We start from the raw sequence: 23,687 nt of genomic DNA, 5'->3' as shown, positions 1-23,687 counted from the left end.
ACTCCACAGCACCACCCGGCTGGCCTCGCTTGTCTGACCAACGGCTGGCAAAATGGGTCCATTGCGCGTCGGGGCCGGACGAACGCCGTTCGTCCGATGAGGTTGTGCGCCGGGAAAGGGGGCTGCTACCTTTGTAGCGGCCCTTCTTTCTGATTTTTGCTCCTTTATGACTCCTGCTATTCCCCCAGTTGCGGCCCGCAGGCGGGCAGGACGCGTTTTGCGGGACGTGCTTGCTTGGCTGCCGATGTTGGCGTTGCTGCTGCTGCACCCCGCCCTCAACACCAACCTGCTCACCTGGTCCGTGATGGGGCCCATAACTATTGGGCTGCTGGCGTGGATGGTCGGCGTGTATGGTCACCACCTCGTGCTGGTGCCCCGGCTGTTCGACCAGGGGCGCTACGGGACGTATTTGGGGGCCCTACTGGGGTGGGTGCTGGTGCTGCACGCGGCCGTACATGGGCTGCAATGGCTATTTTTTCCGAAAGAATACCTGGCTGACAAGGCGCCGTGGTACCAACCCGGCCTTAGCTTGTTTGGGCAAATGCTGCTGGCCCTGTCCTTCCTGTTTATGTGGCGGGCTGCTACGCAGCGTCGCGACACACAGCGCAACCAGCTGCTGGCCCAAGAACAGCAGCTGCGTTTGCTCGAAGCGCAGGTCAACCCGCATTTTCTCTTCAATACCCTCAACAGCCTCTACGCCCTGAGCCTGACCCAAAGCCCCCGCACGCCCGACCTTTTGCTGGCCTTGGCCGAGCTCATGCGCTACCAACTCGAAAGCACGCGCCGCCCCCAGGTGCCGCTGGTCGAGGAGCTGGACTACCTGCGCAGCTACGCCCAGTTGCAGGAAGTGCGGCTCGGCCCGCGCTGCCCGGTGCAGGTCGAGCTGCCCACCGAGGCGGAGGCAGCCGGCTGCACTATCGCCCCGCTGCTGCTGCTGGCGCTGGTCGAAAATGCCTTTACTCACGGTACCCAGCGAGCTAGTGGTAGCTTCGTGCACCTGCGCCTGGCGCTGGTGGGCTCACGCCTCATGCTCACGCTACGCAATGCCCTGCCGCCGCCCGCCTCGGCGCCGGTGGGCACCGGCACCGGCCTGCACAACACCCGCCAGCGTCTTGCGCTGCTCTACCCCGGCCGCCACTACCTGCATGCCTCCGCCACCGAAACCGAGTTCCAAACCGACTTAGTCCTTGACGTATGAGCCAACCCGCTACCCCGTTGCACGTGCTGATTGTGGACGATGAGCCGCTGGCCCACGAGGTGCTCAAGGCGCACGTGGCCCGCGTGGCCCACCTGCGCCTAGTAGGCCACTGTTACACGGCCCTCGAAGCCCTCACCTTTCTGCACGAGCACTCAGTAGACGTGTTGCTACTCGACCTCAACATGCCCGAAATGACAGGCTTGGAGCTGCTGCACGCCCTGCCCCGGCCGCCGCACACCATCCTCACCACCGCCTACAGCGAGTTTGCCCTCGAAAGCTACGAGTACGGGGTAATCGACTACCTATTGAAGCCGGTGGGCCTGCCGCGCTTCCTGCGGGCCATCGCCAAACTGCCCGCGGCCGCGGCTGCCAGCGCAGCCTCACCCGCCGCGCCGCCCGCTGCGGCCCCTGTTGCCTTGCTGCTGCGCGAGGGTAGCACTACCCACCGCGTGCTGCCAGCCGACATTCGCTGGCTCGAAGCGTATGGCAACTACGTGAAGGTGCAGACTCGCGCTGGGCGCCTCGTCGTTACCGATACGTTTCGGCGCCTGCTCAGCCAGCTGCCACCCGCTGATTTTATGCAGGTGCACAAGTCCTACGCCGTACCCCTGCGCTTAGTCGAGCGCTTGGAGGGCAACGTGCTCACGGTAGCCGGTCAGGCACTACCACTTGGGGCGGCTTTTCGGCAGGAATTCTTGCGCCGCTGGCCGGCCCCGTTAGGGTAGCTGCTAGCTAAGTGGCTAGGTAGCCCCAATGAGGCGGCCTTTTAGTCATAATTGGGTAGTTGTGAGGAAGTAGGATTCCATCTGAGCAATCCATTCGGGCGTATAGGGGCTTATCCAGAAAGGAGTTGACAAATTTTATCTATTTTATTGGTATAACAATTACCTCGTTTCGGTAGAATCACCGTTTGGCTGAACTAACACTCTGTGGGTTACTCAGGTCCCTTTTGCCGCCGCTCTGTACGCTGCCGGCGCACTTCGCGCTGATGATGTAAATTAATCATTGGCTTCAAGTCACGTGAGTGCAGGCTGTTCAGGTACGTGCCGGCTTCGTCCAGTAGCTCGTCAATGCGCGCTTCAATCTCGGGAAAGGGCCGGCCAACTACTAAGTCCTGCCCTACCGCGAGTCGCCCACTCCCGCTGGATATATTTTTCCATGCCACTACTCTAACATTCCACTTGCTCGTGTCAACACCCTTCAATTCGAAAGTGGGTTGAATGATCACGGCTAAATTAAATCCGTCGCGTTGCCAATCGATGCGTCGCTCTTCAAAGTCTGAGAACCCCTTACGATTCCGGGTCAAAACAGTGTGTTGGGCGGCAGCGAATTGCTCCAGTCGCTCGTCTATATGGGCAAATACACTCATCAGGACAACAGGTAATTGATTCTGCAAGGTAGAACGCTCCTTTTCTTGAACCGCTGCCCACGCACGCCTACTGGCATGGGAACGTGGCCCTACAGCCCAGATTGGGTTCAAGAAACTGGTTCACTTTTCAACGTACAAGAAACTCCAGTTAGCAATGAGTTTCGTGAACTCCTGGCTGTTCGGAAGATGTGGGCAAGGACTAGCCCGACTACCCGCACTACCGGCCGACCGGCGCGCCCCCTGTACCCGCCCATCGGTAGGGGCAGCCGGCTGGGTGTAAACAAATAACAATAAATATTTTTACACCCAGTCGTTCCCCGGTGCCTTGGGTGTAATCTAAATTATTTTTATTTGTTTACACCCAAGCCTCACCCGCCATGCCGCGCCGCGCAACTACTGCCAATACCCTGGCCGCCGCCGTGCGCCGGCACTTTGGCCTAACCCAGGCCGAGCTGGCCGCCTTCGTGGGCGTAAGCCAGCAGCAGCTAGCCCGCGCCGAGGCCGGCCGCAAGCAGCTCGGCCCCGGCCCCGACCAGCGCCTGCAGGTGCTGGCTCGGCAGCTGCCCCCGCCCGACGGCATTGGCCCAGCGGCCCCAGCCTTTGGCGACGAAGCCCCGCCGCCCGACCCAGCCGAGGCCGCCGAGGGCCTGGCCGCCTTGCGCCAGCGCCTGGCCCGCTGCCAGTGGCTGCGCACCAAGTTGGCCTACCAGGTGGGCCAGCAGCGCCAGCCCAATCAGGCCCGGCTTCAGCGCCGCCGCTGGGCCGTGCAGGTGCTGGGGCCCTTGCTGGCCGCCCCCTTGCCCAGGCCCGACTGGCTGGCCCCCGGCGGCCCCGCCCTGCCGCTGCCGCCCTACCCGCAAGCCACCCCCGACGCGGCCCGCGACACGCACTGGCTCCAGGGACTGGCCCTGCGCCTGGCCGCCACCACCGCGCCCCTGTCCCTGGCCGCTGCGGCCCTGGCCCGGGCCCGGCTGGCCGGCCTCGACGCAGAAATTCAAGAACTTACGGCCGCCATCCTTGAGTTTGTGGGGGAGGAAATATAGCTTTAGAAGCCGGCGGGTACTCACGCGGTATTGTTATATCCTTCTATCTATTTAACCCTACGTTTCTCATGGATTACTCCCTGCATTTGCTCACTACCCGGGCCCAGTGCGACGCCGTACTGACCTACGCCAAGGCCAAGCTCGACCTGCTGGGCTACCACGACGCCCAAACCGGCCGCCGAACCAGTAACCTGACGACCTCGGCCAACAACGACGCTTCGGAGCTGACCAGCCTCAACGCGTACATTGCCGCCATCACCCCGGTCATTCCAACCCTGCCCCCTGGCAAGAACCGCGACAAACAGGTGAATGAGTTGCGCGTCAGCACCGACCGGCGCGACGCTCTGCTGGCCCGCCAGAACCAGCAGGGCCCCGAGGCCCTCATCGAGGCCGAGGCGGAGGCCGGCCTGGTCGACATTCAAGTATCCTTCATTGAGGACTTCATAGCCAAAGTCACGGCCCACCGGGCCACCCTGAGCGCCTAGCCCGTCCGGCTAGGGCCACCTACTAGAAAGGCCGCCCCGGAGTACCGGGGCGGCCTTTTTTACGTTTGGGCAGCTATACGCTACACCAGGGGCAGCAGGGTTTCGAGGCCCATGCCGCGGGAGCCTTTAATCAGAATCTGCTGGCCGCTGAGCGGGTGCTCGGTCAACCAGGCCGCAGCTTCCTGCTTGGTGGGGAAGTGCCGAAACTCGGGGCGCAGGGCCGCGTGCTGCATATCGGAGCCCACCAGCAGCACGGTGGCAAATGACTGCGCGGCCAGCAGCTCGCCCAGGGCCCGGTGCTCGGCCTCGCTTTCCGAGCCCAGCTCAAACATGTCGCCCAGAATCACCACCTTCTCGCCGGTAGCAGGCCGGGTGGCAAAGCTGGTCAGGGCCGCGGCCATCGATGAGGGGTTGGCGTTGTAAGCGTCGAGCACCACTTCGTTGCGGGCCGTGCGCACCAGTTGGGAGCGGTTGTTGGTGGGGGCGTAGCTGGCCAGGGCGGCGGCAATATCGGTGGTCGGTACCTGGAAGTGGGCTCCCACGGCAGCGGCGGCGGCCAGGTTCAGAAAGTTGTAGCCGCCCGTAATCTGGGCTTCCACCCGGGTGCCGTCATAGAGGCGCAGCACCACCTGAGGCGCGGCTTCGAGCAGCTCGGCGGGGTAGGTGTCGCCGGCGGTGGGGTAAGTGACGCGCTCCGGCACCACGGCGGCCAGGCCGGGCAGGCGGGGGTCGGCGGTATTGACGAAGGCCGTGCCGCCGGTAGCGGCCAGAAAGCGGAACAGCTCACTTTTGCCCTTGGCAATGCCCTCCACGCCGCCGAAGCCTTCGAGGTGGGCCTTGCCGATGTTGGTAATCAGGCCGTGGGTGGGCTCGGCCAGGCGGCTGAGCAAGTCAATTTCGCCCTGGTGGTTAGCGCCCATTTCCACGATGGCCACCTCGTGCTGCCTGGTGATGCTAAGCAGGGTAAGCGGCACGCCGATGTGGTTGTTGAGGTTGCCACGGGTGTACTGCACGGCGTAGCGGCGGCTGAGCACGGCGTGGAGCAGCTCCTTGGTCGTGGTTTTGCCGTTGGAGCCGGTGATGCCGATAACTGGAATAGCCAGCTGGCGGCGGTGGTGCCGGGCCAGCTGCTGCAGGGCCAGCAGCGGGTCGGGGGCGTAGGTGTAGCGCGCCGGGTCGGAGGTAGCCAGGGCCTCGTCGTCTACTACGGCGTAGCGGGCGCCTTTTTCCAAGGCCTGGGCGGCAAAGTCGCGGCCGCGGAACGAGGGGCCGTTCAGGGCAAAAAACAACGTGTTGGTCTGGTCCTGGCGCGAGTCGGTGCTGACGGCCGCGCACTGGGTGAAACGGGCGTATAAAGCCGTACTGTCTTCCATGCTGATTCTGCGTAACTTGGGGCTACTTTGTTCTGCTCTACTTTCTGCGTTACCGATGCGACAATCCCTTAGTATCCTGTTATTTCTAAGTACGTTCGGCGGCCTGGCCGAGCAAGCGGCCGCCCAGACGCCGTTCGGGTTTGAATATCGGTCGGTGGCAAATGTAGTACACGGCACCGAGACGCTGACCGCACCCTGGGCCGGGGGCCTGAACACGGCCCAGTTTTCGAGCATCGACCTCAACGGCGACGCCCAGAACGACCTCTACATCTTCGACCGCCAGACCCGGCGCTCCTACACCTACCTCAACGCGGCTAACCCCAGCGGCGGGCGGCGGTGGGAGTACGCCCCCGAGTACCAGTCGCTGTTTCCCAAAGAACTCAACAACTGGGTGCAGCTGCGCGACTACGACTGCGACGGCCGCCCCGACATCTTTACCATGGGGTCCATCAGTGGCAGCATCCGGGTCTACCACAACGTGGCCAGCGGTGGGGGCAAGCCCACGTTTCAGCTCCTGACCGATGAGCTGCTTTACGTGTCGGGCAACAGCCAGATCAACATCAATACCGGGGGCTACAACACGCCGGCCATTGAGGACGTGAACGGCGACGGCCGCCTCGATATTACCACCTTCAACTACATCAACAGCACCACGATTCATTACTTCGTGAACACCAGCACCGCGGCCTGCGGGGGCCTGAGCTTCGCCCTCTCTACCGAGCGGTGGGGCGGACTGCAGGTGTGCTACAGCAGCTGCTCATCCTTCGTGTTTGGCAATGACCAGTGCCGTAGCGTGCTCAAGCCCAACCACACCAGCGGCAACAACCTGCTCCCGCTTGACCTGGACGGCGACGGCAAAAAGGACCTGCTGACCGCGCGCGACAACTGCCCGGAGCTGGTGCGCCTGACCAATGAAGGCACCACGGCCACTGCCCGCTTTACGGCCGCCGGCCAAACGGCCAACTTCCCCGCCGCCACGCCCCTGCGCCTGCCCAATTTCCCGGCGCCGTATTCCCTGGATGTGACCTTCGACGGGCGGCCCGACCTGGTGGTAACGCCCAACGTTTTCGACCACCTCGACACCATCAGTACCCACCAGAGCGTGTGGTTCTATGAAAATACCAGCGCTACGGCCGTCCCTGACTTCGCCTTCCGGCAGAATGATTTCCTGCAGAAAGACATGCTGGATGCGGGCGACAAAGCCGCCGTCACGTTCGGTGACCTGACCGGCGACGGGTTGAAGGATATGCTCGTCAGTGGCGTAAGTCGGGCCACGACTAAGGGCTTCTACCGGGCCTCGTTGTGGTTTTACCAGAACGTGGGCACAGCCGGCAACCCGGTGTTTAAGCTCATTACCAACGACTACCTGAACCTGTCTGGCAAGAAATACGGCTCCCTGCGCCCGGTGCTCGTCGACCTGAACCGGGATGGGACCCTGGACCTGGCTTTCTCGGCTTTCACGCTGAGCAACCCGTCCTTCAACTTCATTGGCTACTTCCTCAATACAGCCAGCGCCAGCCAGGCGGCCGCCTATAACACGGCCACGCCCACCCTGCTCAGCAACGTACCCAACCGGGCCTACGACACGCCCACCTTCACCGACATCGACGGCGACGGGTACGTCGACATGCTGCTCAGCACCAATACCAGCTCACCCACGTACCCCGGCCAGGCCCTGCGCTACTACCGCAATAACGGCACCCAGCCGCTCAATCAGGCCTTTGTGGTGGTAAACAACGACTACGGCCAGCTGCGTACCCCCACTGACGAGCGTCCCAACAACCTGGCTACCGCCGTGGCCGACTTCGACGGTGATAACCAACCCGACTTGGTCACGATAGACGAGCTGGGGCAACTGCATTTCTACGCCAACTTCCGTAGCCAGAGCGGCCTGTTCATGGACCGCACCGATGTGCTGTTCAACAAAACCCTAAGCCGCTTCGAAACCCTGGAGCTAGGCTCCCGCATCGAAAACCTCTACACGCTGGCCGCCGCCGACGTGGACAACGACGGCAAGCCCGAGCTGTTTGTGGGTACCCAGGACGGGGGCGTCGTGGCCCTGGGCGTCCGGAGTGCGGTGCTAAGCACCAAGAACACCGTGGCCGCGCTGCCGCTGAGTGTGTACCCCAACCCGGCCACCACCACCGCCACCGTGCAAACGCCCCAGCCTACCCGCCTCACGGTGGTTGATGTGCTGGGCCGCCGCGTGCTCACGCAGCCCGCCCTGCTAACCCAGCACACCCTGGAGCTGCGGGGCCTAGTCCCCGGCGTGTACTTGGTGCGGGCTGAAGCGGCCAGCGGGCAAACGGGCACGCAGCGGCTGGTAGTGCAGTAAATAAGATTCAATCAGCAAGCAAAAGCCCTTGACCATACGCGTCAAGGGCTTTTTTTATGAACCGGCCCCCAAGCCATTTTTACCAGCATGAGCATTTCTTACCCGTTTAGCCCCAAGTCGAACCGGTTTTTGCGGCCCGGGCAGTTCTGGGCAATAGCGTTGAAGTCGGGCCGCTACGCCTGCGGACGGGTGCTGGATGTGCCGGGCCCCGACGAAAAGGACCTGCGCAGCTTTTATGCGGGCCTGATGGACTGGAGCAGCTCCGTTCCGCCCACGACCGAAAGCATTGCCGGCTGCGGAATTCTAAAGCACGGAGATGTCCACATCAAAACCATAACTTCCCGGCAAGGCCTGATTCTGGGCTGCCGCCCGCTGGAGCTGGATACTCTGCAAATTCCGCTGACGGTAAGCAGCAGTGGGTGGGGCCCCGCATGCCTGGGTAATGCAAGGCTATACCTACGTGCGGCCCAGCCGGCGGGAAGAACACCCAACGTACTATTCCGTGGCCGAGGAAAAATTCGTGGACCAGCCCAATGCCCTGCCGTGCCGAAGCAGCTTGGGCTTCAGCGTCCTCTACAACCGAGCCGAAGACCATTTCGGCCATATCGGGTAAGCTCCGGCTCAACTTACGGATCAAGAAAACGCCGGACCTGCTCGAGGCAAATCCGGCGTTTCAGCAAGTTGACGCTTCGTAATTATGCCTGGTGGGTCAACTCCGAAATCGGCTCGCCCAGGGAGAAGGAGTCGGCATCGTTCAGGGCGGGGAACCGCTCCCGGAAGGCTTCCAGGTCGGTGCGACGCAGGGTGCGGGTGATGCTGGTTTCGTGGTTGCCGACTTCCACCAGGTACTCGCCCCGCATGTCGAGCAGAGCCGAGTCGCCGGCGTAGGCGAGGCTGTTGCCATCAATGCCCACCACGTTGACGCCAATGGTATAGGCCAGGTTTTCGATGGCCCGGGCGCGTAGCAGCGTAATCCAGGCGGTGCGCCGCGCCGAGGGCCAGTTGGCTACGTACAGCAGCAGGTCGTAAGGCGCCGCGGCCGAGTTGCGGCTCCAGACCGGGAAGCGCAGATCATAGCACACCAGCGGACAGATGCGCCAGCCGCGCCATTCCTCTACCAGCCGTTGGGTGCCGGCCGTGTACACCTCCCGTTCACCAGCCATGCCAAACAGGTGGCGCTTGTTGTAGTAGCTCAGCGTGCCGTCGGGCCGTACCCATAGCAGGCGGTTGAAATACTGGTCCTGGTCGCGGATGATAATACTGCCGGTCACTACCGCGTCGCGGGCTGCGGCCAGCTGCTTCATCCAGGCCACGGTGGGGCCGTCCATGGTTTCGGCCAGGTGGGCAGCCTCCATGCTAAAGCCGGTGGTAAACATTTCCGGCAGCACAATCAGGTCGGTCGGAATGGAGATTTCCTCGATGTGCTGGCCGAGTTCGGCCCAGTTGGCGGCCGGGTCGTGCCAGTGCAGGGAGGCTTGGACGAAGGAAACGGTTAAATCAGACACAATGCAGTAGGTTGAGGTGAGAAAGAGCTAGGGTATTCTACTGAGAAATATACTGATTCTGAGTAGAATAATGCAAGCTGTTTCTGGCTTGCCCCACAACTTTACCCCACCGGTTTCTGGCAATATCACGGATTATTCGCAGGCTCCCATATAGTTCAGGTTAGATTTGGCGCAGCCGCTCGGCCGCCAGCGTCAGCGTATCGTCGCGCTTGGCAAAGCAAAACCGGATCAGGCCGTGGTCCAGACCGTGGTGATAGAAGGCCGATACCGGGATGACGGCCACCCCAAACTCGCGGGTGAGGCGCTGGGCAAAGGCCGCGTCGCCCTCGGTCGAAATCTGGTCGTAACGGGCTACTTGGAAGTAGGAGCCGGGCGTGGGCAGCAACTCAAACCGGGAGCCCTGCAGCAGTTGCCCGAACAGGTCGCGCTTGCGCTGATAGAAAGCCGGCAGGGTGGTGTACTGCTCAGGGTCCAGGAGCACATCGGCCAGGGCGTGCTGGGCGGGCGTGCTCACGGCAAAGGTCAGGAACTGATGCACGCGGCGCACTTCGGCCGTGAGCAGGGGTGGGGCAATGCAGTAACCCACTTTCCAGCCCGTGGCGTGGTAGGTTTTGCCAAACGACGACAGCACGAAGCTGCGCTCGGCCAAAGCCGGCACTTGCAGGGCGCTGGCGTGCTGCTGCCCGTCGAACACCATGTGCTCATATACTTCGTCGCTAAGCAAAAACGCATTGGTATCGGCCAGCAGCTCGGCCAGCGTGGCCAGGTCCTGGGGGGTAAGCACCGCGCCCGAAGGGTTGTGCGGCGTGTTGATCATCATCAGTCGGGTGCGGGGCGTCAGGGCAGCTTTCACCTGGTCCCAGTCGGGCGTGAACTCCGGGATCCGCAGCGGCACGTACACCGGCACGCCGCCCTGGAGCCGGATGGCCGGGCCGTACAGATCGTAGGCCGGCTCCAGCACGATGACTTCGTCGCCGGGGCGCACCACGGCGGCCAGCACGGCATACAGCGCTTCGGTAGCGCCGCTCGTGACGGTAATTTCGGTATTGGGGTCGGGGGCCGGCACGCCGTAGACAGCCGCGGTTTTGTGGCTGATGGCCTCGCGCAGCCGGGGCAGGCCGGGCATGGGCGCGTACTGCTGGTGGCCGGGGGTGCGGGCATGGCGGGCCAGGGCCTCCATCAGGGCCTGCGGCGGGTCGTAATCGGGAAATCCCTGGGCTAAGTTAATCGCGCCGCACTCGGCGGCCAGCTGCGACATAACCGAGAAAATACTGGTGCCGACATCAGGCAGCTTGGACGTGAGAAGCGGTAAGGGCATACACAAGCATACGGACTGCCGGCTAGAAACCAAAGCGGGAGCGTCAATTGGCGCCCCCGCTCTGGGTTAAATCACAAACACGTGCTCTTCCGGTTCGGGTGCCAGCGGGTGGCCGGCCAGCGGAATATGAATGCGGAACGTGGAGCCCTTACCCAGCTCACTGCTTACCTCGATGCGGCCCCCGTAGCTTTGCACGATGCGGTTAACCAAATACAGTCCCATGCCCGAGCCGGCCACGTGGTCATGGAAGCGGCGGAACATCTGAAACAGCTGGCTGCCGTAGCGCTCCATATCAATACCCAGGCCGTTGTCGCGCACGGCCACCACGATGTGGTCGTCCTCGCGGGTGCTGCTGATGTGGATGCGCGGGGTGCGTTTGGGAGCGGCGTACTTCAGGGCGTTGCTGATCAGGTTGTAGAGCACGCTCTGCAAGTTGGGGCGCACAAACTCCACGGTGGGGGCCAAGTCAAAGTCGGTGGTGACGATGGCGCGCACATTGGCCAGCTGCTCGCCAATGCTGCCGAGCACTTCACGGGTCAGGGCCTCCAGCTGCACGGTTTCGGTGGGCAGCTCGTGGCGCAGCTTCTGCACCTGCACCAGCTCGGAGAGGTTGTAAATCGTGTCGTAAATCTGGTGCAGGGCCCGCTCAAACATGGCAATGAGCTTGATGGCGTCCGGGTCGCGGAAGTAGGCCGTGCGGGTCAGCTCCTCGAAGATGCCGGCCATGTTGTTGATGGGCTGCTTCAGGTCGTGGGAGGCGGTATACACAAAGTTGTCTAGGTCCTCATTGATGCGGCGCAGCTCGTGGTTTTGCTGCTTGAGCTGCTGCTGCACCCGCTGGGTTTCGGTTACGTCGGTATTGGTGCCAATCCAGCGCACAATGTCGCCCTGGGCGTTGCGGATGGGTTGGGCCCGCGACAAAAACCAGCGGTACTCGCCGTCGTGGCTCCGCAGCGGGAAGGTGTCTTTCCAGGGTTGCCCCGAAGCCAGGGCCGCGCGCCAGCCTTCGATAACACTGACCAGGTGGTCGGGGTGGTGGACCTTCTCCCAGCCCCAGCCCTGCATGTCCTCCAGGGTGGTGCCGGTGTAGCTATACCACCGCTCGTTGTACCAAAACAAATGACCATCGGCCGTGGCCATCCAGGCTAGCTGGGGCATGGAATTGGCCAGGGCCGTAAATTCCTGCTCGTGCTGGCGCAGGGCCGCAGCGGCTTGGCGCTGCTCGGTTACGTCCTGCATGGCCCCAATCATGCGCGTGGCCTGGCCCTGGGCGTTACGGGCCACGTGGCCCCGGTCAAACACCTGGGCGTAGGTGCCGTCGGCGCGGCGGAAGCGGTACTCGTCCTGCCACACGGTGAGGCCATGGTCGATGGCGTGGTGAATACCGGCCAGCACCCGCTCGGCATCCTCGGGGTGAATTCGGGACTTCCACCACCACACCACCGCTTCCATCTCGGTGACCGTATAGCCCAGCACTCGCTCAATGGCCGGCGTCCAGGCCAGCGTGTCGGTGAGCAAGTCCCAGTCCCAGATGGCGTCGTCGGTGGCCAGGGCCGCCAGCTCATAGCGCTCCTCACTCCAGCGCAGGTTGGCCTGGATCTGCTTCTGCTCGTGAATATCGGTCGAGGAGCCAAACCAACGCAGCACGTTGCCCTGGGCGTCGAGGGCGGGCACGGCCCGGCTTAGGTGCCAACGGTACTGTCCATCGTGGCGACGCAGGCGCAGCTCCTGGTACCAAATGGACTTTTGGGCTACTGCTTCCAGGAAAGAAGGCCGCACGATGTCCTCGGGGTGAATGGCCTGTTCCCACACGTGGTCGAGGCTGCCGGCGGGGTCGTGGCCGGTGTAGGAAAACCACTGCGGACTCAGGTACTGCGGGGCGCCTTGCGGGTCGCTGATATAGGTTATCAGCGGCAGGGCATCCGTCATAGTGCGCAGTTCCTCGTCGCGCTGGCGCATGGCGGCGTCCAGGGCCTGGGCCCGGCGCCGGACCAGTACCCGCTCGGTGGCGTCTACGGCAAAGATCAGGATGCCCTGCACCGTGTTGTTCTCGTCGAGCAGGGGCTGGTAGGTAAAGTCGAGGTAGTGCGTTTCGGGCTGGCCGGTGTTCTCGTTCTCAATCAGCGTAACCTGCTCCATGCCGTAGTACGCCTGGCCGCTGTGGTACACCTGGTCCATCAGGGCCACGAAGCCCTGTTCTTCAACTTCAGGGAAGGCCTCGGCAATCTTTTTGCCGGGCACCGACCGGCTGCCGTAGAGGCGCTGCATACCATCGTTGACAAAGCTGATACGATGGTCAGGGCCGAGCAGGGTCGCAATATTGGCCGGAATCTGGCCCATGATACGGCGCAGCAACTGGTCGTTCTGCTGCATCTGGTCGCGCATCTGCCGGCTTTCCTCGATGTCGGTATTGGTACCCACCCACAGGATAATGCTGCCGGCTTCGTCGAGAATAGGCTCGGCGCGGGCCAGAAACCAGCGGTACTCGCCGCGCAGATTGCGCCAGCGGTGCTCGGCCTCGAAGCGGGTGCCGGCCGTCAGGGCCTGTTTCCAGCTGGCCATCGTCGCGGGCAGGTCATCGGGGTGAATAAACCGTTCCCAGCCCCAGTCCAGCAGCTCAGCCAGGGTGCCGCCGGTGAAGTCGAACCAGCGCTGGTTGTAGTACGTCACGCCGCCATCGGGCCGGGAAACCCAGGCCATCTGCGGCAGAGATTCAAGCAGCCGGTCGAGCTGGGAAAGGCTCTGCTGCAGTACTTGCTGGGTACTTTTCTGGTGGTTGATATCCGTGGCCGACCCAACCCAGTGCACAATCCGGCCCTGGGCGTCGTGGGCGGGCACGGCGCGGGCCAGAAACCAGCGGTACTCGCCGCTGGCGGCCTCGCGCAGCCGTACTTCTTTCTCGAAAGGCTCCCCGGACTCGACGCAGTGCACGCGCATGGCCCGCACCATGGGAAAGTCGTCGGGGTGGGCGTGGTCCTGCCAGCCGTTCTGCTGGGCATCAGCCAGGTCGGAACCCAGATACTGTTCCCAGAAAGGATTGATGTACCCTACATTACCCGCGGCATCGGTCGTCCAGATAAGCTGCGGCTGCACTTCGGCCAGCACCTGGAAACGAGCCGCATGCTGCTGGGCTTGCCGCTCGGCCTGGCGCCGCTGGGTCACGTCCTGCATGGCCCCGAGCAGGCGCACGGCCCGGCCCTCGGTGTCGCGCACGATGTAGGCCCGGTCGAGAACCTCGGCCCAGGAGCCGTCGGCACGCCGGAAGCGGTAGTCGTTGGTAACGACGGTATCGGGGCCGGCAAAGGCAGCCGCGCGCTGGGCTTCCACCACGGGCCGGTCGTCGGGGTGCAGGTGGTCGAACCAGAGCTGGGAGGTGCCGGAAGTCTGAACCGGGTGCCCAAACAGCGCCGTAAACATGTCATTGCGCCACACGGCGCCGGTCAGCAGGTCGGCGTCCCAAATGGCGTCGTGGGTGGCCTGGGTGAGCAGGCTAAAGCTTTCCCGGCTGAAATTGCCCTGCTCCTGGGCCAGGACCTGCTCGGTCACGTCGAGCACCCGGCACACAATGTGGCGCAGCCCGCCGGCTTGCAGAATAGGCCGCAGCGTAGCATGCCAGTAGCGCGTAACCAGGGCGCCCGAGCTGCGCAGCACGTCGTAGCGCTGCACGGGCAAGGTGTGGAGGCAGTGGTTCTCCAGTACATCGAGCAGGGCCGTGCGCCAGAGCGTGGTCGTGGGTTCGGGGCCGGCTGCCGAGGGGGGCAGAATCGTTAGCAGATCCTGACCGATTAGCTCCGGTGCGGAGTGGTGCAGCACCCGGCACATGGCTTCGTTCACGGCTTCCACGGCCAGCGTTGGCCCCAGGATCAGGTGGGGCGTGGGCAGGGAGTCAAAGATGAGGTGGAAGTCGACGGCGTCGGCAGGCATAAAAGCTCGCAAAGGAAATGAGAAGGAGAGTTCTTCGACCCAAATCCAGGTGGCGCAGGGGAAGCATCCTGAACAAAGATAAGTCCTTGGACAGACAACCCCGCTTCTCGGTTCGGAATAAAACTGCGGGCTACAGACGAGCTCCAAGCAGCCGCCAATAAAAAGTCCCGGCTGGCGTCTGCCAACCGGGACTCAATGTTATTCTACGACCAGTTTATCCTTGAACGCCTTACGGAACTTCTCGATTTTCGGGGTCGAAACCGACTGAATGTAGGGGTTGTCGGGGTGGAGGCGGTAGTAGCCCTGGTGGTAGTCTTCGGCGGGCCAGAAGACGGTGAAGGGCAGTACCTGGGTCACGATGGGCGAGCTGTAGTGCTTGGAGGCGTCCACCCGCTTGATGGTAGCTTCGATGAGCTGCTTTTCCTGGGGAGAGCGGTAAAAAGCCACCGAGCGGTATTGCGTACCGGCATCGGGACCCTGGCGGTTAAGCGTCGTCGGGTCGTGGCCGGCCAGGAAAAACACGTCAAGCAGGGTCTGGTAGCTGATTACCTTGGGGTCGTAGTACACCTGGATGGACTCGGCGTGGCCGGTCTGGCCGCTGCCCACCTGCTCGTAGGTTGGGTTCTTTTCCGGCCCGCCGGCGTAGCCCGACACCACCTGCTTGACGCCGCGCAGCTCCTCGAAGATTTCCTCGGTGCACCAGAAGCAGCCGCCGGCAAAGGTGGCTACGGCCAGCCCGTCGAGGTTTTTGGGGGCGCCGCCAGTGGTGGGACGGCGGAAGGTTTGGGCGTCGGAGCGGTTTTGGGTGCAGGCGGCCAGCACCAGTACCAGGCCCAGGAGGTAAATTCTTAGGTTGTTCATCGGGGATTATCTACGAAAATCAAGGGTGGTTGGACGTAGCTCAACCAGGGGAGCTTGCGGTTGACAAACGCGGTTTTGACCTCGTCCGTTCCGGGTCCGCAAGTGTCAGGTTTGCCGTTAAATTTGTCAGACCCGTTTTGCCCCCGAATTGTTTGAGTTCGTGGCCGGTCCTTTCCTTTGGGTAACCCTATTGCTCGTTTGCCAGCGCGCCTCTTTCCGTCGAATCAATGCACAAGTATCTGTTGGCGGCCGTGGCCGCGTCGCTGAGCTTTTTGCCGGCCCGGGCCCAGCCCACGCTGCCGGTGCTGCCCCAAAACTCAACCGCGCTGCGCTGGCAGCAGGTACGCACCCCCCACTTTCAGGTCATATTCCCCGAAGGCTTCGCGCCCCAGGCCCAGCGCACGGCCCTGCGCCTGGAGCAGGTGTACGGCCCGGTTAGTGCCTCTCTGGAAAAAGAGCCCCGGCCTATTGCTGTGGTGCTCCAGAATCAGACCACCGTCAGCAACGGCTTCGTGACGCTGCTACCGCGCCACTCCGAGTTTTTCACCACTGCGCCCCAGGACCCGTTTCTGGCCGGTACCCTGGGCTGGCTCGATCTGCTGGCCGTGCACGAAGACCGCCACATCGTGCAGTACGACAAAGGCCAGCAGGGCCTGGGCCGCCTGGCGTATCAGCTCTTCGGCCATGCCGGCCTGGGTACCGTGGCGCTGGGCATTCCCGACTGGTTTTGGGAAGGCGACGCGGTGGGCACCGAAACCTTGCTCACCCGTAGCGGCCGGGGCCGGATTCCGCACTTCGACCTCGGGCTGCGGGCCAACCTGCTGGCCGGGCGGCGCTTCAACTTCAGCAAGGCCGTGGCCGGCTCCTTCCGCGACAATGTGCCCAACCATTACGTGCTGGGCTATTTCATGACCACCAACTTCAAGCGCAGCAACGGGCCCACGGCCTGGAGCGACGTGCTGAACCGCTACTACCGTTTCCCGGTTTACCCCTTCTCGTTTTCGGATAAGCTGCGGCTCAGCGCGGGCGGACAGCTACGCACCGATGACCTGTACGCGCGCACCATCACCCAGCTCGACTCGCTCTGGCGGGCCCAGCAGCAAGCCTTGAAGGTAACGCCCGTTACGCCTTTTCAAACCAGCCCCGAGCCCGGTGTTTTCACCGAGTACCAGTACCCGCAGTACGTGGACGATAACACGGTGCTGGCCGTAAAATCCGGCCTCGGCGACATTTCCCAGCTGGTGCTGCTGCGCCGCAATGCGCCCGAAAAGCGCGTGTTCGTGCAGGGCTTGCTGAATAACCCGGAGATGCTGTCGGTGGGTGGGGGCAAAGCCTGCTGGCCCGAATTCCGGCCCGGTACGCGCTGGGGCCAACAGGTGTATTCCGACATCCGGGTGCTGGACCTCGGCAGCGGGCAACTGACCAAGCTTACTACCAAGCAGCGCTATACCAACGCGGCCCTCTCGCCCGATGGCAACCTGATTCTGGCCGTGCGGGCTCAGTCCGATTACCAAAACCAGCTGGTGGTGCTCGACGCCCGCACCGGCGAGGAAAAGCGGGTGCTGCCTAACCCGGCCAACGACTTCTACCAGCAGCCCCGCTGGCGCGCCGACAACCGCTCGATTGTGGTAGTTACGCTGCGGCCCGGCGGGAAGCTGCTGGAAAGCATCGACACCGAAACCGGCCAGCACCAGACGCTGGTGCCGGTCGGCAACGTCAACCTGAGCCATCCCCAGCCCTGGGGCGACTATGTGCTGTACAACTCGCCGCAGTCGGGCATCGACAACGTGTACGCCGTGGATACCCGTTCCGGGGGTCAGGTGCGACAGGTCACGTCGCGGCCCCTGGGAGCTTACCACGCCGCCGTGTCGCCGGATGGCCGCCACCTGGCCTTCCACGATTTCCGGGCCGAAGGCGCGCAGGTGGTCGAAATGGCCCTGCAGCCCGAGCAATGGCCCGTGGCGGCCCCGGCTCCGGCATTGCCAGTAGCTTACACCGACCCGTTGCTAAGCCAGGAGCCCGGTACCCGCACCATCGGGACCGTGCAGCCCGATTCGAGCGTAAGTGCCGCCACGCCGCTGGCCGTAGCGCCTTACCGCCGCCTGAGCCACGCCTTCAATGCGTTTAGCTGGGGCATTATCCAGGCGCCCACGGGGCAGGCGTTTAGCCTCGGCATTCGGTCCCAGGATTTGCTCAACACCACCCAGGCCGTCGTAGCTGCCGGCTACGACGGGGCGGAGCGCACGGCCAACGCTTCGGCCAACGTGAGCTACCAGGGCCTGTTTCCGGTGCTGGATGTGGGCTTCCAGCGCGGTGGCCGCCGCCTGACGACCTACGTCAACAGCCGGGAATACACCGACCGGTGGACGTACAACCGCTTCACGGCCGGGGCCCGCCTGCCCTTCAACCTGACCCGCTCCAAGTACCAGCAGGCCCTCACGCTGGGCGCCTATTACAGCGGCGAGTTGGTGCAGGGTTACGATTTACCGGTGCGCACCATCACCGAGGTCGGGTTTGAGCGCAGCCTGCACGCCCTGAACGGGACGCTGACATATTCGCACGTACTCCGGCAAAGTAAGCGCGACGTGGGCCCGCGCTGGGGCCAGACCCTAACGGCTTCGTGGCGCGATACGCCGTTCAATTCCGGGCTGCAGGCCCGGCAGTGGGCCGCGTTTGGCAGCCTGTATTTTCCCGGCCTGCGCAAGCATCATTCCCTGCGCCTGCGGGCCGGTTACCAGCGCCAGCAGCAGCAACAGTACCGCTTCAGTCCCGGCGTATTCTTCCCCCGGGGAGAAGGCTACGTGAGCTTCGACCAGCTGCGCGTGGGTAGCGTGGAGTACCGCCTGCCCCTGGCCGATACCGACTGGGAGCTGGGCCGCCTGCTCTACATTCAGCGCCTGAAGGCCACAGGCTTCTTCGATGCCGCTGTCGGCCGCAGCACCGTGGACCGCCGCTACCAGACGGCCGGCCTCGACGTGACGTTCGTGTTCAACCCGTTGCGCCTGCGCACCCCGCTCGAAGCCGGGTTTCGCACCCTCTACAACGTGCGCACCGGCGTATGGCAAGTGCAGCCCTTGGTGCTGGATATTGGGTTCTAAATTTTTTTGCTTATTAGTAAACCATTGAATTTCAATAGTTAAATACCTGTTTGAGCCGGGGCTGGGCCGCGTAGAAGCCAAGCTCGACCAAGAAATTTCATGGTTCAGAAATCCGGTGGGGAAAGGGCGTGCGTAAGTGCCCGCAGTTCCGACCTCCAACCTTTTTCTGCAAAAAGTACCATGAAAAAAAATCTGTTTTCCCTCGCCCTCGTTGCCCTGCTGGGCGCTGCTAGTGTTCAGTCGGCTTCGGCCCAGGCCAAGATGACGCCCGCCGGCACGGTGATGGTAGGCGGTGAAGCCATGTACGCCAACAAGAACATCGTGGAAAACGCGGTGAACTCGAAGGACCACACCACGCTGGTAGCCGCTGTAAAGGCCGCTGGCCTCGTAGAAACCCTGCAGGGCAAAGGTCCCTTCACCGTATTTGCCCCCACCAACGCCGCTTTCAACGCCCTGCCCGCCGGCACCGTCGAAACCCTGGTAAAGCCCGAGAACAAGGCTACGCTGACCAAAATCCTGACCTACCACGTGGTAGCGGGCAATATGACGGCCGAGAAAATTATGGCCGCCATTAAAGCCGGTAAAGGCTCGGCTACGCTCAAAACGGTAAGCGGCGGCACGCTGTATGCCACCATGAATGGCCCGAAAAACGTGGTCCTGACCGACGAGAAAGGCAACGTTTCCTGCATTTCGACCTACGACGTGATTCAGAGCAACGGTGTGATTCACGTAATCGACAAAGTATTGATGCCCAAAGGCTAAGCTACGTAAGGGAGTCTCCTTACGACTGGTAGATTTCCTCTTTCGAAAAAGCCCGGTTCCTTGAGCCGGGCTTTTTTTATGATAGTGGGAGCTTAACAGGTATATAACCTGGGGTAGGCCGGCTAAACGACACGACCCGTCGCCTGGGCAGTCGACGGGTCGTATGTGGTGGCGTAATAAATGGTCTGGCAGGTAAAGCTTATACAAGCCAGGGAGTTGATTCCGGCATTAGAGGATCATAATCCGTTTACGCACCATGCCCTGGCTGGTATGGAGCTCCAAGACGTAGAGGCCGGCCCGAAGCCCGGCCACGTTTACCAGCACCCCATCCTGCTCCGATGCCCCAATGGCCCGCTGTAACACCTGGCGGCCGACAACATCGAAAAGCACAAGCTCGTGAGCGGTAAATTCGGCGTGGGTCCAACTAGCTGTCAGCTCGCCGTGGGTGGGGTTGGGAAACACTTCCACGGCTGTTTCGGCCGGTAGTACGGTTACGCCAAATTCCCCGGAATTGCCGCGCCCGCCAACGCCCGCCACCGTCCAGTGGCCGGTGCTGGTACCGCGGGGAACCAGCACCCGCAGTTCCGAAGCAGAGGCGCTAAGAACTTTGGCCGGCACGCCAGCCAGCCAGACGGTGTCCGTTTGCCCATCAACCAGGAAGTGCCGGCCGGTCAGGGTTACGGGCGTGCCGACGCTGCCCTGCGCGGGGATGGTTGCCGTAATGACCGGGGCGGGCAGGAACGTGAAGGCGGCCGTGCTGGCTTCCCCACCCGGAGTTACGAGCCGGAGCGGGCCCGACTCGGCGGCGGCCGGTACGCGCACTTGCAGGCTGCCGGAGCTGGCCTGGAGCACGGTAGCGGAGGCTGCCCCGAAGAAAACGGTGTTGCGGTTAGCCTGCTCGGCAAATGCCTGCCCCGTTAGCGTCACGACGGAGCCGGCCCCGGCTTTAGCTGGGCTGAAACGAGTAATGGCGGGCGGATACCAGACGCGCAGCACCTGGCTGCTTGCCACGCTGCCACCCAGGGTGCCCACCCGCACCGTGCCGGTAGTAGCCCCGGTTGGTACCTCTACCTGCAGGCTCGTCGCGGTAGCCTGGAGCACACGCGCCTTCATGCCGTTAATCCAGACGGTATCCTGGGCTAGTACCGGTGAGAAGTGGGAGCCGGTGATACTCACCGTTGCTCCCGGCCGGGCTTCCGCCGGGGTCAGCGCTACCACCGTTGGCGGTTGGTAGGCTACGAAATCCGTGCTACTCTGCCCGGCTCCATCCAGGGTAGCTACCTTCACCCGGCCCGTAGTAGCGCCTGCCGGTACGCGGACCACTACTTCCGTGGCCGTGGCGCTAACGACGTTGGCTTTCATTCCATTAAAGTAAACGCTGGGCGCCGCCGCTGCCAGCGCCAGCCGGCTGCCCGCAATTGTAACCAGGGTACCTACTTTCCCCTGGGCCGGCGTCAGGGCCTGCACCGTGGGCGAGGCCAGCACCGACGGATAGCTCAGCGCCACCCCAGCCCCGACGACTGGCGGCAGGTCGTGCAGCCGGTTTAGGGTCATGTTGGTACGCACCGCCGGGTTGTAGTCGAAGTAGATGTCGGCGTGGTTAGCCACTTCCGTCTTATCGGGCAGGCCGGCCTTGGGCCGCACGGTAAACTGCACGAAGCCGTGGCTGCCCGGCTCGTCGCTAACCGAATCAGGTAGCAGGATGGGGTCAAAGGTGAAGGTCAGTACGGGGCGGCCCATGCCCGATACCTTAAGACGGAAGGGGTGCGAGGCGGCCCCGACCTGCAGGGTGCTCACGTCGAGCTGAGCCGAGAGTGTGTCGACGACGACCACCCGATAGGCCGCGTCGGTGCCGGTATTCTGGAAGCGCACCTGGTAGCGCAGCGGAGTATTCGTGGGAGTATAGTGTTGGGACGTAAGGCCTGCCGGCACCACCTGCTTGTCATTGGGGTCAAAGGAGTCAACGATGGGCAGGCACTCTTCCGCTGAGCTGGGGCCCGTAGGGGCTAGCGCAAAAGCTGCCATGCCTAGGCTCGGTGCCCCGCCCGCCGGACGCAGGCCCGAGAGCTCCACGTTGGCACTGGCCTGGCCGCCCAGGGGGTGGGCAGCAGGCTGGTCGGCTTCCAGTCGCACGGTGGCTTCACGGGCGGGCACGCGCAGTACCAGACTGTCGCCGGCAGCCAGCATAAAGCGCTGCTGCAATGCCAGCTGGGTACCTTGGTAGAGGCGCATCGTCAGGCTGTCGGTGGTGGCGCCCAGGCCGGCGTTGCGCAGTACAAAGCGCGCCTGGTTACCGGGCTGCACTTTGCCGCGCACCTGTAGGCTGGCCTGGTTCCAGCCAGCAGGGCGAGTCAGTACTACCTGGGGCGTTATCCAGGCCCGAGTGCACACGGTCAGCCCGCGGATGTCGGGATTACCACAGGCTACCGAGTCCTGAATCGTGATGCTGCCCCCCTGTCCGGGCTTGAGCGTGCCGACACTGAAAAGCAGGGTGCTGTCGGTTTGCATCGTGTAGGGGTGGGAGGCGGCGCGCAGCACCACGTAGCGCGGCAGCTTTACCAGCACCTGGGCACCCGGAGCCGTGACCATGCCCAGGTTGGCGTAGGTCACAACCGTAGCGCCGGGGGCGCACCGCCGGCGCCGGCCCGACGAAACCTGAGTCGTCAGGTACGGGGTAGCGTTGAGCTCATGTCCAAAATCCACGCCTGGGATGACGCCCCGGGTGTCGGGAAATAGAGCGTATCGGAAACGCCGCTGGCCGGACACAGGGGGGTAATCTGCTGCCCGGGCCGTTGGGGCAGGAGCGCCCGCACGGTGTAGCGGCCCGTATCGGTGGCAATGAGGTAGCGGCCCAGGGAGTCGGTAATGCCGTAGCGAGGGCCGGGCAGCGCTTCCACGATAATGCCGCCCAGGCCTAGTTCGCCGCTGCCCAGGCGGCAGTCGCGGTTGGCATCCTGGTAGAGCGTGCCCCGAATCAGGCAGGATGCTCCGTAGCGGGCCGAATCCAGGACCTGCACGTAGAAGGCATCCTGTTGGCCACCGTAGCTAGGAAAGGCGGTAGCTCCAATCTGGAAGGTGTTCTTGAAAAAGCCGAACACGTGGCTGGTCTGGTTTTCGTCGATGAGAATCTTGTTGCCTGTGGCAACGGTACCCGGACGCAGGTTGGTAGCCCAGGCAAAGCGCCCGTTGGCTTCATAGCTGGCCACCACCGGGTTCGACTCATACAGGCCGGGCGTACTTTGGCTGTAGCCGGCGACTTTAATTTTGCCGTCCCGGTAGGCCACGCTGGCGTAGGCACTGGCCGAGAGATTAGTACCGGCCGTGTAGCCGCCCGCCCGCGCCCATAGCGGAGTGCCTTCCGAGTTGAGTTTGAGGAGCAGGGCGTCCCGGTAATAGCTGGCCGTATTCAGGGTAACTGTGCCAAACTGCTGCGGGCCATAGAAATTGCCGCAGATGTAGAGGTTGTCGGCCTCATCCGTGGCCACGTCCATGGCCTGGGTGCTGCCCCTTGATGGGTACGTCGCGTTGCCATATACTCTGCCCCACAGAACGTTACCAGTTGGGTTGTACTTGACGGCAATGATGTTGCCGGAGCCGCCGCTCAGGGTAAGGTTGCCATAGGTGCCCGTGCCCGAAAGTGTCCCGACCATCACCACGTTGCCGGCCCGGTCAAAGGCAATGGAGTTGGCGGAGGAATCGGTAATTAGGTCATTCGGGCCACCCAGGCCCGCCCGAATCCACTGCAGCGTGCCCTGGGCGTTTACCTTGATCAGAAAATCGTTTTCCAGACAGCAGCTCCGCTGCCGCATCGTCAGGCCAAACATCGACCATGACTGGGATGTGCCGGCCACATATACGTTGCCCTGCGCGTCTACCAGAACTTTGTTGCCCCAAGCCCCGCCGTTGGTGCCCTGCGTCAGGGTCCACAGGGTCTGGAAGGTCCGATTAATCTTGCGCACCATAAAAGTGTACTGCGACTCGGTCCCGGTCAGGTAGATGTTGCCGGCCTGGTCGACGGCTATGGAGCGCAGCGTGCCGCCGTAGCCCATGTAATAGGGATGCATCTTCTCCAACTGCCCGGTGGGACCATACACGGCAATAAAGTAGGTGCCCGAATTGAAGCCGTTATCCAGGGTGGTATTGCCCGAGGCCGTGCGAATAGCCGGGGGCGTAGGCGAGGCTGTATTCTGATTAAAGCCCATGTGCCCTATCAGGTAGAGCCGGCCCTGGGCATCGTAGGTGGCGCTGATAACGTTGTCGTAGCCGCCGCTGCTGAACGCTACCGGCTGCATCGGCAGCTGCGCCTGCGCCGTGCGGGTAGTACCAAACCACGTAAACAGAAGAAAAACAAACAGTAAAGAATGCTTCATCAAGCAGTAAGTATCGGAGTGAAGAATAAGCAGTTAAAAGTATAGG

At 62.9% G+C, this 23,687-nt stretch carries 16 protein-coding genes; 8 read left to right on the top strand and 8 right to left on the bottom strand.

Annotated elements, in window-relative coordinates; translation table 11 throughout:
- Nucleotides 1-244: 244 nt before the first annotated feature.
- Nucleotides 245-1,198, top strand: a complete 954-nt coding sequence (locus MUN80_RS02210) for a sensor histidine kinase (RefSeq protein ID WP_244719035.1) — start codon at nucleotides 245-247, stop codon at nucleotides 1,196-1,198.
- Complete coding sequence (locus MUN80_RS02205) at nucleotides 1,195-1,923, top strand: LytR/AlgR family response regulator transcription factor (protein WP_244719033.1); 729 nt, start codon at nucleotides 1,195-1,197, stop codon at nucleotides 1,921-1,923. The genes MUN80_RS02210 and MUN80_RS02205 overlap by 4 nt, the downstream gene beginning before the upstream one ends.
- Nucleotides 1,924-2,132: 209 nt before the next feature.
- Here MUN80_RS02205 and MUN80_RS02200 read toward each other — a convergent pair whose 3' ends face one another.
- On the bottom strand, nucleotides 2,133-2,567 hold the full coding sequence (locus tag MUN80_RS02200) for a hypothetical protein (protein ID WP_244719031.1): 435 nt from the start codon (nucleotides 2,565-2,567) through the stop codon (nucleotides 2,133-2,135).
- Between the two features lie 377 nt (nucleotides 2,568-2,944).
- Between MUN80_RS02200 and MUN80_RS02195 the strand changes: the two genes are divergently transcribed.
- A complete protein-coding gene (locus MUN80_RS02195) occupies nucleotides 2,945-3,610 on the top strand; it encodes a helix-turn-helix domain-containing protein (RefSeq protein ID WP_244719029.1) in 666 nt (221 codons plus the stop codon).
- A gap of 68 nt (nucleotides 3,611-3,678) precedes the next feature.
- Nucleotides 3,679-4,095, top strand: a complete 417-nt coding sequence (locus MUN80_RS02190) for a hypothetical protein (RefSeq protein ID WP_244719027.1) — start codon at nucleotides 3,679-3,681, stop codon at nucleotides 4,093-4,095.
- Nucleotides 4,096-4,175: 80 nt separating this feature from the next.
- On the opposite strand, the gene MUN80_RS02185 is transcribed toward MUN80_RS02190, so the two are convergent.
- The gene (locus tag MUN80_RS02185; protein WP_244719025.1) at nucleotides 4,176-5,468 is read right to left on the bottom strand and encodes a UDP-N-acetylmuramoyl-tripeptide--D-alanyl-D-alanine ligase; all 1,293 of its coding nucleotides are present in this window, start codon (nucleotides 5,466-5,468) and stop codon (nucleotides 4,176-4,178) included.
- A 55-nt stretch (nucleotides 5,469-5,523) separates the two neighbouring features.
- Between MUN80_RS02185 and MUN80_RS02180 the strand changes: the two genes are divergently transcribed.
- Together MUN80_RS02180 and MUN80_RS02175 are read left to right on the top strand one after the other, a co-directional pair.
- Nucleotides 5,524-7,803: a T9SS type A sorting domain-containing protein gene (locus MUN80_RS02180; protein ID WP_244719023.1), complete on the top strand. Its 2,280-nt coding sequence runs from the start codon at nucleotides 5,524-5,526 to the stop codon at nucleotides 7,801-7,803.
- A gap of 442 nt (nucleotides 7,804-8,245) precedes the next feature.
- The gene (locus MUN80_RS02175; RefSeq protein ID WP_244719021.1) at nucleotides 8,246-8,416 is read left to right on the top strand and encodes a hypothetical protein; all 171 of its coding nucleotides are present in this window, start codon (nucleotides 8,246-8,248) and stop codon (nucleotides 8,414-8,416) included.
- Nucleotides 8,417-8,498: 82 nt separating this feature from the next.
- Here the strand turns inward: MUN80_RS02175 and MUN80_RS02170 are convergent, their stop codons facing one another.
- The 4 genes from MUN80_RS02170 to msrA all read right to left on the bottom strand — a co-directional run bounded on the left by MUN80_RS02170 (nucleotide 8,499) and on the right by msrA (nucleotide 15,411).
- A complete protein-coding gene (locus MUN80_RS02170; RefSeq protein ID WP_244719019.1) occupies nucleotides 8,499-9,308 on the bottom strand; it encodes an amidohydrolase in 810 nt (269 codons plus the stop codon).
- A gap of 160 nt (nucleotides 9,309-9,468) precedes the next feature.
- Nucleotides 9,469-10,626 carry a methionine aminotransferase gene (locus MUN80_RS02165; RefSeq protein ID WP_244719017.1) on the bottom strand — a complete coding sequence of 386 codons (1,158 nt, stop codon included), beginning with the start codon at nucleotides 10,624-10,626 and terminating at the stop codon, nucleotides 9,469-9,471.
- A 66-nt stretch (nucleotides 10,627-10,692) separates the two neighbouring features.
- On the bottom strand, nucleotides 10,693-14,550 hold the full coding sequence (locus tag MUN80_RS02160; protein ID WP_244719015.1) for a PAS domain-containing protein: 3,858 nt from the start codon (nucleotides 14,548-14,550) through the stop codon (nucleotides 10,693-10,695).
- Between the two features lie 198 nt (nucleotides 14,551-14,748).
- Nucleotides 14,749-15,411, bottom strand: coding sequence for a peptide-methionine (S)-S-oxide reductase MsrA (msrA, locus tag MUN80_RS02155; RefSeq protein WP_244719013.1), 663 nt, complete (start codon nucleotides 15,409-15,411; stop codon nucleotides 14,749-14,751).
- A 227-nt stretch (nucleotides 15,412-15,638) separates the two neighbouring features.
- Here msrA and MUN80_RS02150 point away from each other — a divergent pair, with 227 nt between their 5' ends.
- Both MUN80_RS02150 and MUN80_RS02145 read left to right on the top strand, forming a co-directional pair.
- Nucleotides 15,639-18,509 carry a TolB-like translocation protein gene (locus tag MUN80_RS02150; RefSeq protein ID WP_244719011.1) on the top strand — a complete coding sequence of 957 codons (2,871 nt, stop codon included), beginning with the start codon at nucleotides 15,639-15,641 and terminating at the stop codon, nucleotides 18,507-18,509.
- Nucleotides 18,510-18,689: 180 nt separating this feature from the next.
- Nucleotides 18,690-19,271: a fasciclin domain-containing protein gene (locus tag MUN80_RS02145; RefSeq protein WP_244719009.1), complete on the top strand. Its 582-nt coding sequence runs from the start codon at nucleotides 18,690-18,692 to the stop codon at nucleotides 19,269-19,271.
- 228 nt (nucleotides 19,272-19,499) lie between these two features.
- On the opposite strand, the gene MUN80_RS02140 is transcribed toward MUN80_RS02145, so the two are convergent.
- Both MUN80_RS02140 and MUN80_RS02135 read right to left on the bottom strand, forming a co-directional pair.
- On the bottom strand, nucleotides 19,500-21,974 hold the full coding sequence (locus MUN80_RS02140) for a DUF7619 domain-containing protein (RefSeq protein ID WP_244719007.1): 2,475 nt from the start codon (nucleotides 21,972-21,974) through the stop codon (nucleotides 19,500-19,502).
- Nucleotides 21,935-23,641 carry an NHL repeat-containing protein gene (locus MUN80_RS02135; RefSeq protein ID WP_244719005.1) on the bottom strand — a complete coding sequence of 569 codons (1,707 nt, stop codon included), beginning with the start codon at nucleotides 23,639-23,641 and terminating at the stop codon, nucleotides 21,935-21,937. The genes MUN80_RS02140 and MUN80_RS02135 overlap by 40 nt, the downstream gene beginning before the upstream one ends.
- Nucleotides 23,642-23,687 lie beyond the last annotated feature (46 nt).

It is taken from the genome of Hymenobacter cellulosivorans, from assembly GCF_022919135.1.
Lineage (GTDB): Bacteria > Bacteroidota > Bacteroidia > Cytophagales > Hymenobacteraceae > Hymenobacter > Hymenobacter cellulosivorans.
This window is presented reverse-complemented; position numbering and strand designations above follow the sequence as displayed.

Excerpts from the sequence above, each read along its gene's own strand:
- MUN80_RS02185 (WP_244719025.1), bottom strand. The coding sequence starts at position 5,468 with ATGGAAGACAGTACGGCTTTATACGCCCGTTTCACCCAGTGCGCGGCC.
- MUN80_RS02165 (WP_244719017.1), bottom strand. The coding sequence starts at position 10,626 with ATGCCCTTACCGCTTCTCACGTCCAAGCTGCCTGATGTCGGCACCAGT.
- MUN80_RS02145 (WP_244719009.1), top strand. The coding sequence starts at position 18,690 with ATGAAAAAAAATCTGTTTTCCCTCGCCCTCGTTGCCCTGCTGGGCGCT.
- MUN80_RS02160 (WP_244719015.1), bottom strand. The coding sequence starts at position 14,550 with ATGCCTGCCGACGCCGTCGACTTCCACCTCATCTTTGACTCCCTGCCC.
- MUN80_RS02190 (WP_244719027.1), top strand. The coding sequence starts at position 3,679 with ATGGATTACTCCCTGCATTTGCTCACTACCCGGGCCCAGTGCGACGCC.
- MUN80_RS02135 (WP_244719005.1), bottom strand. The coding sequence starts at position 23,641 with ATGAAGCATTCTTTACTGTTTGTTTTTCTTCTGTTTACGTGGTTTGGT.
- MUN80_RS02210 (WP_244719035.1), top strand. The coding sequence starts at position 245 with ATGTTGGCGTTGCTGCTGCTGCACCCCGCCCTCAACACCAACCTGCTC.
- MUN80_RS02175 (WP_244719021.1), top strand. The coding sequence starts at position 8,246 with ATGCAAGGCTATACCTACGTGCGGCCCAGCCGGCGGGAAGAACACCCA.
- msrA (WP_244719013.1), bottom strand. The coding sequence starts at position 15,411 with ATGAACAACCTAAGAATTTACCTCCTGGGCCTGGTACTGGTGCTGGCC.
- MUN80_RS02150 (WP_244719011.1), top strand. The coding sequence starts at position 15,639 with ATGCACAAGTATCTGTTGGCGGCCGTGGCCGCGTCGCTGAGCTTTTTG.
- MUN80_RS02180 (WP_244719023.1), top strand. The coding sequence starts at position 5,524 with ATGCGACAATCCCTTAGTATCCTGTTATTTCTAAGTACGTTCGGCGGC.
- MUN80_RS02195 (WP_244719029.1), top strand. The coding sequence starts at position 2,945 with ATGCCGCGCCGCGCAACTACTGCCAATACCCTGGCCGCCGCCGTGCGC.
- MUN80_RS02200 (WP_244719031.1), bottom strand. The coding sequence starts at position 2,567 with ATGAGTGTATTTGCCCATATAGACGAGCGACTGGAGCAATTCGCTGCC.
- MUN80_RS02205 (WP_244719033.1), top strand. The coding sequence starts at position 1,195 with ATGAGCCAACCCGCTACCCCGTTGCACGTGCTGATTGTGGACGATGAG.